At 50.4% G+C, this 13,297-nt stretch carries 11 protein-coding genes and 2 pseudogenes; 2 read left to right on the top strand and 11 right to left on the bottom strand.

Going from position 1 to position 13,297, the window contains the following annotated elements:
* Positions 1-75: 75 nt before the first annotated feature.
* The 4 genes and pseudogenes from glnA to G5B42_RS00905 form a co-directional block, all read right to left on the bottom strand.
* Positions 76-1,407 (bottom strand): type I glutamate--ammonia ligase, encoded by a 1,332-nt coding sequence (glnA, locus tag G5B42_RS00915; protein WP_181338567.1) that lies wholly within the window; start codon positions 1,405-1,407, stop codon positions 76-78.
* A 128-nt stretch (positions 1,408-1,535) separates the two neighbouring features.
* Positions 1,536-2,057, bottom strand: a pseudogene (locus G5B42_RS12220) (GltB/FmdC/FwdC-like GXGXG domain-containing protein); the annotation flags it as partial.
* A gap of 6 nt (positions 2,058-2,063) precedes the next feature.
* A pseudogene (locus G5B42_RS00910) lies at positions 2,064-3,569 on the bottom strand (glutamate synthase-related protein); the annotation flags it as partial.
* On the bottom strand, positions 3,554-4,672 hold the full coding sequence (locus G5B42_RS00905; RefSeq protein ID WP_181338565.1) for a class II glutamine amidotransferase: 1,119 nt from the start codon (positions 4,670-4,672) through the stop codon (positions 3,554-3,556). The gene G5B42_RS00905 and the pseudogene G5B42_RS00910, both read right to left, overlap by 16 nt.
* Before the next feature lie 350 nt (positions 4,673-5,022).
* Here G5B42_RS00905 and G5B42_RS00900 point away from each other — a divergent pair, with 350 nt between their 5' ends.
* Together G5B42_RS00900 and G5B42_RS00895 are read left to right on the top strand one after the other, a co-directional pair.
* Entirely contained in the window at positions 5,023-5,268 is a 246-nt protein-coding gene (locus G5B42_RS00900; protein WP_181338564.1) for a class II glutamine amidotransferase domain-containing protein, read from the top strand.
* A complete protein-coding gene (locus G5B42_RS00895) occupies positions 5,265-5,687 on the top strand; it encodes an asparagine synthase-related protein (protein WP_181338563.1) in 423 nt (140 codons plus the stop codon). The genes G5B42_RS00900 and G5B42_RS00895 overlap by 4 nt, the downstream gene beginning before the upstream one ends.
* A 96-nt stretch (positions 5,688-5,783) precedes the next feature.
* Here the strand turns inward: G5B42_RS00895 and pdxT are convergent, their stop codons facing one another.
* The 7 genes from pdxT to G5B42_RS00860 all read right to left on the bottom strand — a co-directional run bounded on the left by pdxT (position 5,784) and on the right by G5B42_RS00860 (position 12,904).
* Positions 5,784-6,362 (bottom strand): pyridoxal 5'-phosphate synthase glutaminase subunit PdxT, encoded by a 579-nt coding sequence (gene pdxT, locus G5B42_RS00890; RefSeq protein WP_181338562.1) that lies wholly within the window; start codon positions 6,360-6,362, stop codon positions 5,784-5,786.
* Positions 6,363-6,395: 33 nt separating this feature from the next.
* Positions 6,396-7,100 carry a pyridoxal 5'-phosphate synthase lyase subunit PdxS gene (gene pdxS, locus G5B42_RS00885; RefSeq protein ID WP_181338561.1) on the bottom strand — a complete coding sequence of 235 codons (705 nt, stop codon included), beginning with the start codon at positions 7,098-7,100 and terminating at the stop codon, positions 6,396-6,398.
* A 24-nt stretch (positions 7,101-7,124) separates the two neighbouring features.
* Positions 7,125-8,606 (bottom strand): phytoene desaturase family protein, encoded by a 1,482-nt coding sequence (locus G5B42_RS00880; protein ID WP_331274001.1) that lies wholly within the window; start codon positions 8,604-8,606, stop codon positions 7,125-7,127.
* Positions 8,607-8,850: 244 nt separating this feature from the next.
* Positions 8,851-9,378, bottom strand: a complete 528-nt coding sequence (locus G5B42_RS00875) for a type II toxin-antitoxin system antitoxin SocA domain-containing protein (protein WP_181338559.1) — start codon at positions 9,376-9,378, stop codon at positions 8,851-8,853.
* 12 nt (positions 9,379-9,390) lie between these two features.
* Entirely contained in the window at positions 9,391-10,668 is a 1,278-nt protein-coding gene (locus tag G5B42_RS00870) for an HD domain-containing protein (protein WP_331274008.1), read from the bottom strand.
* 138 nt (positions 10,669-10,806) lie between these two features.
* Positions 10,807-11,667: a DNA adenine methylase gene (locus G5B42_RS00865; RefSeq protein WP_181338557.1), complete on the bottom strand. Its 861-nt coding sequence runs from the start codon at positions 11,665-11,667 to the stop codon at positions 10,807-10,809.
* A 1-nt stretch (position 11,668) separates the two neighbouring features.
* On the bottom strand, positions 11,669-12,904 hold the full coding sequence (locus G5B42_RS00860) for a hypothetical protein (protein WP_181338556.1): 1,236 nt from the start codon (positions 12,902-12,904) through the stop codon (positions 11,669-11,671).
* Positions 12,905-13,297 lie beyond the last annotated feature (393 nt).

Here is a 13,297-nt window from a genome sequence, read left to right as displayed (position 1 = left end):
AGCTCTAGCGGTCAAACAACCTGAATCGCCTTTAAGGCTTTCCTGGTCATTAATAGATTTACCCGGCCGGCCCGGTTAATAGACCTGTAAATACCGTTTTATTTCCCAATCGTGCACTTGCGTCCGGTATTCGTCCCATTCCAGTTCTTTGGCCCGGAGATAGTTGGTGTAAACATGCTCGCCGAGGGTCTCCCGGAGCAGCGGATCCCGCTCCAGATAATCCAGGGCTTCCCTCAGGCTGCCCGGCAGACTTTCAATCCCCGCGGCCTGCCGCTCGGCGGCCGTCATTTCAAAGATGTTATTAAACCGCTGCGGACCCGGGTCAATCTTGTTCTTGATGCCGTCCAGGCCGGCTTTGAGGATCACCGCCAAGGCCAGATAGGGGTTGGCCGTGGGGTCGGGGTTGCGCAGCTCGATCCTGGTCCCGAGTCCCCGGGCGGCCGGGATCCGGATCAGCGCACTCCGGTTCTTGGCCGACCAGGAAAGATAAACCGGAGCTTCATACCCGGGCACCAGCCGTTTATAGGAGTTGACACAAGGGTTGGTTACGGCCGCCAAGGCCTTGGCATGGGCCAGGATTCCCCCGATATAATGGAGGGCGAGCTCGCTCAAGCCCAACTCATTCTCCGGATCGTAGAACAGATTGGTCTCCCCCCGGAACAAGGACTGGTGAAGGTGCATCCCGGAACCGTTCTGGCCGTAAACAGGTTTCGGCATAAAGGTGGCGCACAATCCGAAGCGCTGCGCAATGATTTTGGTCACAAACCGGAAGGTGACAATGTTATCGGCCGTCGTCAGGGCATTTGTGTACTTAAAATCAATCTCGTGCTGACTGGGAGCGACCTCATGATGGGAGGTTTCAATCTTGAAGCCCATGGCCTCCAAAGCCAGCACAATCTCCCGCCGGGCTTCTTCCCCCCGGTCGGCCGGGGCCAGGTCGAAATACCCGGCATGATCGTGCACCTTGACCAGCGGGTAGCCCTCCTCGTCGGTTTCAAAGAGGAAAAACTCCGGCTCCGGCCCGACTTTAAGCTCATACCCCAGGGCTTCCGCTTCGGCCAATGCTCTCCGGAGGATCCCCCGGGGACAACCGGCGAAGGGCCGCCCTTCCGCATCATAAACATCACAGATCAACCGGGCGACCGCCTCCCCCTGCGGTGACCAGGGAAACAAGGTATAAGTGTCATAATCCGGTTTTAAATACATGTCGGATTCTTGAATCCGGACAAAACCTTCAATCGACGAGCCGTCAAACATGATTTTCCCGTCCAACGCATCTTCCAATTGGTCGACGGTGATCGCCACGTTTTTGACGATCCCTAGAATATCGGTGAATTGCAAGCGGACAAACTTCACCTTTTGCTCTTCCGCCATCTTTAAAATCTGTTTTTTGGTCAAACCAGCCATTTTACTCCCCCGTCTCTTTTATGTGTCATTTTAATGAAGGGATCTTAACACTATACCACTGCTTTGTCAATTGGTAATGTAAGATTTTACGAAATATATATCGTATTCGTGTTAGATTTTCCTCGCTTCTATGCCGAGTGATCATACAGGTGGGCATAGGGTCTGGCCCCCCGTGGCGTCAGGCGGCTGAACGCCTCCCGGTACAAAGCGGTACAATCCAGGTTCAACCCGGCGGCAAATTGGTCGATCCAACTCCGGAGCGCGGGGGATTCTTCCGGCGTCGTTAGTTCCACCTGCACTTGCCCGCGGATCTGCCAGGCGGGAACCCGGCCCCGGATATAGATCACACCCCCGTGCATCCCACTGGCCAGATAATTACCGGTCAGCGGGTTGGCCGCTTCCCGTTCCCGGGGCAGCGGGTGGTTCAACCCCAAAACCACGATCGTGCCCCCGGCCATGTACTCGCCAAGAAAATCCCCGGTCTTACCCCCGATGATTAAAACCGCCGGACTGTGCGCGCCGCTTTTCATGTGGATCCCCACCCGCCAGCCGGCATTCCCGCGAATGAGGATTTTCCCGCCGCGCATCGCGTACCCGACAATGTCCCCCGCCGACCCCCGGACGACGATCGTCCCGCCGGACATGGTATTGCCGGCGCCGGCCTGTTTAACGCCCAGTTGATCCAGTTCGTTTTGGGGCAGACCGACGCCCCGCAGTTGCAGGCGGTTCCCCCGCAAACTCTCCAAGGCGTTAATCCCCATTGCCCCCATAAACTCCTTAATCTCATGCTGCCAGGCGGTCAGCAGATTGACCAGCCGCGCCGCCCCCCATTCCGGATCCAGCCGCCGGGTGAGAGCGGGGTCCTGGGTGGCAATCCCCCAACTGCACCGCCCGGTGTAACACTTTTGGCACAGGTGGCAGCCCAGGGCAAGCAGGGCGGCGGTCCCAAGATAAACGGCGTCGGCACCCAGGCAGACAATCTTTAACAGGTCGGCACTGGACCGGATCCCCCCGCTCGCCACCAAAGAAACCTGTTCCCGGAGGCCTTCTTCCCGCAGGCGCCGGTCGACCACGGCGACGGCCAGTTCAACCGGGAGCCCGATGTGGTCCCGGATCAACTTGGGTGCCGCACCGGTGCCGCCCCGCAGGCCGTCAAGGACAACGATGTCCGCCCCCGCCCGGGCGATCCCGCTGGCGATCGCCGCCACATTATGGACCGCCGCGATCTTCACGGCCACGGGTTTCCGGTAATCCGTCGCCTCTTTCAGGGTGGTAATCAACTGGCGCAGATCCTCGATGGAATAAATGTCATGGTGGGGCGCGGGTGAAATGGCATCCGCCCCGGCGGGGATCCCCCGGGTCCGGGCAATCTCCTCATTCACCTTTTCCCCGGGCAGGTGCCCGCCGATCCCCGGCTTCGCCCCCTGCCCGATCTTAATCTCAATGATCCGCCCGGCCTCCAGGTAAGCGCTGTCCACCCCGAACCGCCCGGAGGCGACCTGCACGATCATGTGCTCCCGGTAGGGGGCAAGTGCGGCATGCATCCCCCCCTCCCCGGTATTGAACATGATCCCCAGCTGCTTTGCCGCTTGCGCCAGGGCCAGCACCGCATTTTTACTGATCGACCCGAAGGACATGGCGGCAAACATCACCGGCATCTCCAGCCGCACCGCGGGCGGGAGCGGGCCGGCCAGCTTTTCCTCGCCCGGCGGCCCGGTAAGGCTCAACTCCTCGGGTTTGCGCCCCAAAAAGGTCCGGATCTCCATCGGTTCCCGCAAGGGGTCAATCGAAGGGTTGGTAACCTGACTGGCATTGAGAAGAAGATGGTCAAAGTAGACCGGGTAACTCCGGTCACAACCCATCCCGGTCAGGATCGACCCGCCGCTCTCCGCCTGACGCCAGATTTCCCGTAACCGGCTCCCCGGCCAGTAGGCGTTCTCCCGGCCGATACTGTCGTTGGCCTTGATCCGTAAAGCGCCGGCCGGGCACATCACGACGCACCGTTGACAATTGACACAGCGCTGGTCATTGGCGCTTAAGCCGCCCTCCGGCTCCTCCGCATGGACGCCAAACCCGCACTGGCGGACACAGGCTTTACACTTGGTACAACGCCCTTCATCCCGGAGGACAAAAAACTCGGGAGGAATTAAGCTACGTGGCATGCACTCTCCTCCTCCGCCTGGCAAATCAAGGCTTCCCCGGCGGGCAAAGACCAGACCGCCTCCACCTGCGGACAAACCTGACGGACGGCCGCCTCTTCGCTGGCCAAATAGAGGTCAGCCCCGCTGGTCCCCGCCACCAGGGAGCGCAGCTTCAACCGGTCGTTAAGCGCCAGCAACCCGCCGGGGAAAGCGACAATGATTGAGAAAGGCCCGTTCATCAAAAGCCCTCCATAAACCCGGCGTAAAGCGGTGTAAAGCTCCCGTTGGGACTCGCCCATCCGTTCCAGTTCGGTCCAGTGGGGTGGGGCCAACACCTTCGCCACCAGAGGCCAGGACAGGTTTTGCCGGCGCAAATGGTGAATGGCGTAAGCCAGCACTTCCGTATCGGTCCGCAGGCTCAGCTCGTAACCGAAATTCTCCAGCACGCTCTTATTGGTCCCATAGGAAGACAACTCCCCGTTATGGACCACCGCGATCTCCCCCAGACTGAACGGATGGGCCCCGCCCCACCAGCCGGGGGTGTTGGTCGGGAAACGGCCGTGCCCAATCCAACTGTACCCCCGGTACTGGTCGATCCGGTAAAACTCGGCGATCTCTTCCGGATACCCGACCCCTTTAAAGACCCCCAGGTCCTGGCCGCAGGACATGACGGAAGCCCGGGGGGCCAGCCGGTTTATCCGCATCGTCGTCGTCAATATTAGTTCCTCAATGGCGTTTTCGCGGTCCGGCCGCACGGGGGTACAAAAATAACGCCAGAGGAGCGGGGCCTTTTTATAACGTCCGGTCCGTCTGACCGGAATTTCATGCTGTTCATTGATCTTAAAGGACCGGGCCAGGAGCGTCGTCACCTCTTCCCGGGTCCGGTCGTCCGCCAGGATCACATGAAATGCATAGGCTTTCCGGTATTCCGGGTAAATCCCGTAGGCGGCATAACCGGCGCCCAGGCCGTTGCTCCGTTCGTGCATCACCGCCATCATCTCCGCAATCGTCCGGCCGTTCACCCGTTCCCCGGCTTTGTTGATGAATCCGGCCACCGCACACCCGGACGGGATCCGGATCTGCCCTTCGTAGCATTGCTGATCATCATCGCGCCGCGTCTCCATTAATCCCACCCCACAAACTAAATTCTCATCCGTTGTAAAGAATTTACCACCATCTTAACTCATATCTTACATCATGTAAAGTATTATCGTGTAAGTATACACGTACACATGATTATTATGCCTTTGTGGGCAGTTGCTGCGTGGTGATGTCAATTTTTATAGTTTTAGCGTCACATTTCGCGTGCATCTTCATATAAATAAGCTGAACGGGGAGGAAGAAAAGCCGGGAAAGTACCACCTTCCCCCGCATCCGCCCGTAAACACCGCCTTGAAGAAAGCCAAACGGGTTAAACAAACATTTCAAGCGGGATAAACAGAACATAAAAAAACTGAGAAAGAAGGGGAGTTTCATGTGTGGGATTGCCGGTTGGGTCGACTGGGATCTGGATTTCACCAAGGAAAACAGGGAAAGGAAACAGATTATGGCGCGGATGGCCGCGGTGCAGGCCCACCGGGGTCCCGATGCTGAAGGGGAATGGTTTACCAAACACGCCTATTTGGTCCACCGCCGGTTGATCGTAATTGATCCGGCCGGCGGCACACAGCCAATGGTCAAAACCGTTCAGGGACCCTGCTGGACCGGAAAGACCGGATGAGCATGTACACCGGGCTGGAGATCCGGGTGCCCTTCTGCGACCACCGCCTGGTCGAATATGTCTACAACATCCCCTGGGCCTTAAAGAACTACCACGGAAAACGCAAAGGGATTCTCCGGGCCGCCCTCCAAGGACTGCTCCCCGAAGACGTCCGCAACCGCCCGAAAAACCCCTATCCAAAGACCTTTCACCCGGACTTTTTTGAGGCCAGCCGGCAACTAATCCTGGACCTGCTGGGCAAGCCCGGCGCTCCCCTGTTCCACCTGGTGGACCCCTCTGCCCTACGGCAACTCGCCGCGCACCCGGAAGAGATGAGTAAACCCTGGTTCGGCCAGCTGATGCGCCTCCCGCAACTCTTTATCTATCTGGTGCAGTTAAATATGTGGCTGGAAAAATATCGTGTCAGATTAAGGGTATAAAAAAGGGCGTTGCTCCGCCTCCGGGCGGAACAACGCCGTTGGTTTCTTCCGGTAGTTGCTCAGTTTTTGCCCCTGATTTCCGGTGTTTTGCTTGGATCAGTCCTCTCCGCAGCGCAGGAGGTCATGAAAATACCGGTGGAGTCTGAGGTCCCCGGTTAATTCCGGGTGAAAAGCGCCGGCCAGGATTTTCCCCTGCCGGGCCAGGACAATCTTCCCGTCCAAAGTCGCCAGCACTTCCACCTGCCGGCCGGGATTGATCAAATAAGGCGCCCGGATAAACACGGCCGGAAAGGGTTGTTCGCCCAAAACCGGGACCGCCAGCTCGGTTTCGAAACTGTCAACCTGCCGGCCAAAAGCGTTTCTGACCACTTCGCATTCGATCAAGCCGAGCCGCGGTTCGTTGTCGCCGGCCCGTCCCTTCGCCAGCAGAATCATCCCGGTGCAGGTCCCGAAGATCCCCATCCCCGCTTGCGCCCGTTCACGGACGGCGTCCCATAACTGGAAGCGTTTCAGCAGTTTGCCGACGGTCGTGCTTTCACCACCGGGGATCACTAAACCGTCCAGCCCGGCCAGGTCTTCCCTTCCTTTAACCGTTACGGTCTCCGCGCCGCAGGCCTGTAACGCCCAGACATGTTCCCGCACGGCGCCCTGTAAGGCCAAGACACCTATTTTCATCCGAATCCATCCTTTTTCTCCCTTTTTACCAGTTTACCAGCCGCGCCCGGCCATCCGGTCCCCGCTCGCCAGCCCGGCCACCGCCACCCCGCGCATGGCTCCGCCTAAACCGCGGGACAGCTTCGCAAGCAGCTCGGGGTCGTTAAAACCGGCCGTGGCATCGACAATTGCTTTGGCGCGGGCCGCCGGATTTTCCGATTTGAAGATCCCGGAACCGACAAAGACGCCGTCGCACCCCAACTGCATCATCAAGGCCGCGTCGGCCGGGGTGGCCACCCCGCCGGCCGCAAAATTGACCACCGGTAACCGGCCCAGGTTCTTCGTTTCCAGAACCAGTTCCACCGGGACCCGCATTTCGGCGGCCAACTTCTGAATTTCTTCCTCCGAAGCCGATTTTAAGGCTGCGATTTCGGCGTTTACGATCCGGACATGCTTCACCGCTTCCACAATGTCGCCGGTCCCGGCCTCGCCCTTGGTCCGGATCATCGCCGCCCCTTCGTTAATCCGGCGCAAGGCCTCGCCCAGGTTCCGCGCCCCGCAGACAAAGGGCACCTTGAACTTGCTTTTGTCAATATGATACCGGTCGTCCGCCGGGGTCAGGACTTCACTTTCGTCAATAAAGTCAACCCCCAAGGCCTCCAGGATTTGCGCTTCCACAAAGTGGCCAATCCGCACTTTGGCCATGACCGGAATGGTCACCGCCTCCATGATCCGGATAATGATTTCCGGGTCGGACATGAACCAAATACATGGCCGGCCAATTCAGATCTTGCCTTGAAAGACCGTATCAGTATCCCGGCATAAGTATTGCACGGCCCTCCGTCCCGTTTCCGCCGCAATGGGCAGCCCGCCGGGAATGACCAGACGCTGACCGGCAAAATAGACATTTTTGATGCTCGCGGGTTTGGAAGGATAGCTCTCCATCTTGTTCCCCTTTTCCAGGATTGACATCCACGAGCCTTTATAGGAATGCAAATACCGTTCATAGGTCAGCGGCGTGGCCACATCCCACACGGCGATCTTCCCGGCCGTCTGTGGAATCTTTTTGTTCAGGATCCGGATGAAGGCCTCGGCCAGCTTTTGCTTTTCCGCTTCATAAGTCCCCTTTTCCTTGCAGGCCTTCCAGAAATCATAGCTGTCGCCCAGGATCCCCGAGGTGATGGCGGTGCATCCTTCCGGAGCATAGCCTTGATAGCCGGCGTAATTGTAGATGGAAACAACCGGGGAGACCAAATCCCCGCAGCGGAGCGGCTCATCGGCGACGAAGGTTATATTCTCCGGCAGGCCGGACAAATCCGTCTCCACCCCCACCCCAATGAAGGTGATCAGCATGGGTTTGGTGTTTGCCCGCAGCTTTTCCGCCCACGGTTCACGCAGCGGAGGATCAAATAACTCATCGATCGCCGCCCGCGTATCCTGGGTAATGATCACCGCATCGGCCGGAATGTGTTCCCCGTCCACGATGACGCCGGTCGCCACCCCATTTTCCACCGGTACTTTGCTTACCGTTTTTCCGTATTGAATCTTACCACCCAACGCGGCAAAGCGTTTGGCCATCCGGTTGGCCATACCGAGGGAGCCGCCTTCGGGATAACCGCCGTCACCGGAGACAAAAGTGGCAATGGTAAAAATCAAGGCGCTGGCGTTGTTCTCGGCCCCTACGATATTTTCCAGTAATCCCTGTAAAAGCGGACTTTTAAACCGCCGGGCAAATTCCCCTGCTGTTTGCCTGGTATAAAAGGGAAGGCGGGGCAGGACAGGCAACATCCCCAAAAGCGCCGATAAAGGAAGAATAGTCTTTTCCTTAACCTTGACATTCTTGATATCCAAAAGGGGCATCTTCATCTTGGTGAACTTCTTTATATCCTTGCACAATTTGATAATTTCCTTCCAGTCTTCCGGCGCGATCGCCAAAAAATGCTGACGAAGCTTATCAAGATCCCGGTACAGACATGCCCGCCGGCCGTTGTCCTCAAAAACATAAAAAGGATCACGGTTATGAATCCTGACACTGTCATCCAAAGCGCCCACTTCCCGCCAGAGCTTGTGAAGGGGAGTCTCGGGCGAAGAACCGGTCAGCCAGTGCATCCCGCCCTCGAATAAATAGCCCTTCCTGCGCCAACTGGTGCTGGCACCCCCCGGGATGGTATGACTTTCGTAAATCGTAACATCAAACCCGCTTTGCAAGGCGTAAATCCCGGCAGTCAGCCCGGCAATGCCCGCGCCGACGATAATAACTTTCACTCCCATCTCCCTCCTTCTCCGCTCATCAGTTAAGCGCTCCGGCCGTTTTGGGTTCCGCGGTTGGGCGTAGGCGCTCACTCAGGCGCCGTCCTAATTTTGATTTCATCCACTAACCTCCTTATTTTTTTAAAAAAACATGCGTTTACCAATAGGAGGTCTTTTCTACATTAACAAAAAATTCCCTGCTTTTGGCAGGGAAAGAGCGGCTGCTGTTTAGCTATGCCCCAGTTAACCGGGGGTAAATTTAAACAAAATAGCCTTCCCTTTGCAAAATGGCAATCGCCTCTTCAATTTTTTCTTTAGTAAACTTCTCCCCTTTAATCTTTCTTACGCCCTCAACCAGACTGTCTTGGTCCCACGGTACACCGTTAACTTTAAGCTGCTGCGCCACATAATCGGTGGTCGTAATTATCTCGAGATCGTAAGCGGATTTAGCGGCAAATTTCGTGATTACATCTTCAATCAGGCGGAATTCTTTTTCTTCAAAAGACTCTATTTCCTCTTCCCCAATTAAACCACTGTTTTCCACCAAAGAAATCTGATGAGTCATTCCTTCATGCTTTATTTCCAGAACTCCTTGCATCTCAAGACGGTGAATGGCATAGTCCAATTCCGAACTGTAAGGACCGTAATAATGGATGGAAAAAGCAAAACCCAGTTTAACTCCTTTTCTTTGAATTAAATATACCACTTTTTGCAGTATTTTCTTGCCGGGCTTTTGGTTCCGGGTGATTTTCTTGATGATCGGGATTAACCTCTCAACCTTATCCATGGTTATCCTCCTTTATGATGACATTTCACTAAATATATCATTAACAAGTTTCTTGGCTTCCTCAGCTATTTCCTCTTTAGCATAGATCCGCCAAATATTGATCGGCTTCGTCATATTCTTAATCACTCCCGATTCTGTACTAATTGTTCCGGGTGTTTTCGTATGGCCTAGAATGATCGGAATAGCCTGTTCACTATCGATCGTATGCTTGAGTGGAATCTTATGCGCCAATTTATCAGCAGAATCATAGATAAGATTTTCCTTTCCGAATCTCTTCTCTAATCTATTTTTGATTAAATTAAAAATCCCTTGGTCAGTATGTTCAGAATGAGTTGGCGACTCGTAAACACATCTCATTATTTTTCTGGTCATTAACCGGTTGGCATATTCATCAGTATTCTGAGAGTCTTTTATCAAGTTCCATACAGTATTATCATCCCAGGCTAAATAATCACCAACATCCTCAGGATACTTACCATCAGGTAGGTTATTCTTTAAAAATCCGACTAATATTTTATCCAAAAACCTTCGTGTTTTGTGGAAATAAACTTGGATAAACATAAAATAACGGGCCAAAACAAACTCTTCAAAAGCATAAAGCCCTCCCTTTTCGATAGCGAGAAACAGGTTTTCATCTTTCTTGTAAGCAGTTAAAGTTGAAACCAGCCTTTCCAAATCGTATCTTCCATAATTCACGCCACAGTAATAAGAATCCCTGAGAAGATAATCCATCTTGTCACAATCCAGCTCACTGTCGAGGAACTTTCGTAAAAATATAAAATCCGGGTTTGAAGTGTTTCTCCCTCGATATATCGAGCAAATCAATTCTGGAGTAATATTATATTCTTCTCCATATTTCTGTGCAAATTCTTGGCCAATTTCATAAATATAATCGGCGATTTCCGTTTCTTTTATTATTTTTTCTGTGAAACTTTCATGGGTCATATCTTCAGGGAAAACCTCTTCCGAACCATGAGAGAAAGGCGCATGTCCTAAATCATGGGTAAGAGCCATTAGACGTAATATCTGCTCATACCATTCCCTTTGTTCTTTACTAAACAGGTCTCCTCTATTATTAACAACAGCTTGAAATGCTCTGGAAACTAGATGCATAGTACCAATTGAGTGCCCAAAACGGGTATGTTCCGCCCCATGGTATACTAAATAAGTTAACGAAAGCTGTTTTATATACCGCAGCCTTTGAAATGGCTGGGAGTCGATTATCTTCTTTTCCCAAGGTCTGACCGGTATAAACCCATGAATCGGATCCCGGAATTCCAACAAAAACACCACCCGGCGAACATGTGTTCGTAATATATTATAATACAAATTTTCCCTGTTTGCAAGGGACAAAAAAACTATGAAAGCACATGTTCTGTTATGATGTTATACACCCGCAGCAGTTCCAGTTGCAATACCACACATGCCCTATAAAAAAACAGGATGTTTCAATGCTTTAACTGAGTCCTTAAAACTTAATTTATCAGAAAATATAAATAGTTCGTAATCAGTCCTATTAGATGCGGATTGCGAAAGCCTATGTATAATTTTTTGTTTTTCGGCATATAAATTCAAAATAAACTCATTATTATCATATGAAATAATCCATCTATTGCGTAACTGCTTGACTTTTTCAGAGAGCTTGATATGGTCTTTTTTTGAATAAAAATTCATATATAAATCTGCGCCTTTTTGATAATACGGGGGGTCTAAATAAATGAACACTTCTTCTTTTCTTCTATCAAGCTTTTCTATAAACTTTATCCCGTCATGATTCGAAACGAAAATACGGTTACTCACATCTTTTATCCTCTGTATCCTGTTTATAAGGTTGCTTTTATCAAATCTAGCGTCAATCTTATATTTTCCTTTCTGCTCAATACCTCCAATAATACCACCTCTTAATATCCCTGAAATATTTGTCCTGTTCAGAAAAAAAGTGGCCTTTGCCAATTCAAACAAGCTAACAGTTTGCGCTCTTTTATGAATTTCCTTGTATTTTTCCCAATTAGCTATAGACACATCAACGTCTTGGAGCCACTCGCAAAAATCATCAGGTCTTTCCGTAATTATTTTCCAAAAAGCATAAATGGCTGGATCAAGATCATTGATATAAATCGCATCCACATAACCTTCAAACAATAACCTAAGAGCCAAACCCGCACCACCTGCATATGGTTCCGCATATCTTATCCCAATTAATTGATTTTCATAAAATAAACGAGACATAAACGGGAATATGCAATTTTTCCCACCCGGGTATCTTAGAGGCGAATAGTATTTTGACATTTTACCGTTCCTTCCCATGTGTTATTTCTAATATTGCCCCAATAATAATCGACATTGCAATAGTCTGCTCCAAATTAGATGAAGAACGATAGTTATGTGCTCCAGTATGTAGTAATTGGATTAAGCTATCATTAGTAACATTTTGATTTGCCAAGGTGGTTTTTGTATCTTGATCAAGTCTTTTTTTTGCATCATCAAAATATGTCTTCAGAAAACCGTCAAGTCCTAATCCACACTCCTTTGCTGCTGCCTCACATAATAACCGTAACGACATTCTAATAATACTTGGAAATGACTGAGACAATGCTTTCTTATTCTTAATGTAAAACTGGTATAAATCCGTTATATCTCGATATATATCACTGACTTCCCCAAACCTCAAATATAACTTTCCCCCAAAAATTTCTAACTCTTTTTTGGGAGTACGTTTCGTTTGTTTTATTTCCTTTTCTTTATTAGTTTTTTTAAATGAAAAGTTACAAGGACGGGGTTTATTTGCTTTGTTTTTGTCAATCAGTTGCTGCGTTGAAGGGTCTAGAGCTTCAATTACTTTCCCTCTCATTTTTCTAGTAGTTATATCCTTATCCTTAATCTTTCGTGAAATATCGGAAAATATTGCATAGTCTTCTTTTTCGTTATGCAAACTATATAATCGGCCATCTTTAATTGTATAGCCTAATGAATTCAATATGCTTTCTTTAAAAATTTCTTCTTTTACAAAGCGTTGGTTTAAATGAGGGTTTGCGCTGATAATACCTGTTTCCTCTTCCAAAATAAGGAAGGTACTTTTTTCCTGTCCCATAAACTTATGCAAAAAAATGTCTCGTTCAAGCGGCAGCCAAGAGCCCGTATCACTATGTTTCCTGTAAATATTTTTTAATGCTATTTCTTGCGAACAAACGTTACAGGGTATTTCTTCCGGAAAATATGGTAATTCGCCTTTAATTTCAAAAGGAGCCGAAACAAGTCCATGTTTGATCTTACCAAGGATTATCCTTCTGTTCCCATCATAAACAACAGGTTTATCACCATGATAGACAACAGTAGGTAATTCACTAAAGTCGTAATGCTCGCCCATTTCTTCTATTAGCTTTTCCAATGTCCATTTTTTTAAACTATCTTTAAATGCTCTGTTGACAATATCTTGATCTGAGGCATCCTTATCAATTGGATCGCGTGGATTTTCAGTCCATAGTACCAAATCCTTAATGTTGATATATTTGATTTCTTGTTCCACCAAACCCCTCCTTGTATCATTACAAAGTTTACCATGAAATATTAAACTCAAGAACTACCTTTCATGAATTAAATCACCTATGGCATTAATGAAAGTTATACGTGGCGACACTTAGCGGAAAAGCCCGGCTCGGGACCAGTCGCAAGCAAAAACCCTGTTCATATGGGTAGTTCGTTGTTCCCCCAAACCTTTTGGTAGTACATATAACAATTTTCATATTCATCCTGCAAATGCCTTCAATAGGTTCGTTGGTTTTTATTCATGAAAAACCTCCCTCTATGATCTTCATTTTTCTCTTAAAATCTCACTTATTCACAATATTTCATTTATTAGAAATGAGTCCTTATGGGTAATATAAACAGACATTCAATTATTAGGAAGTGCATGTGTATG

It is taken from the genome of Capillibacterium thermochitinicola (assembly GCF_013664685.1).
GTDB lineage: Bacteria > Bacillota > UBA4882 > UBA10575 > UBA10575 > Capillibacterium > Capillibacterium thermochitinicola.
This window is presented reverse-complemented; position numbering and strand designations above follow the sequence as displayed.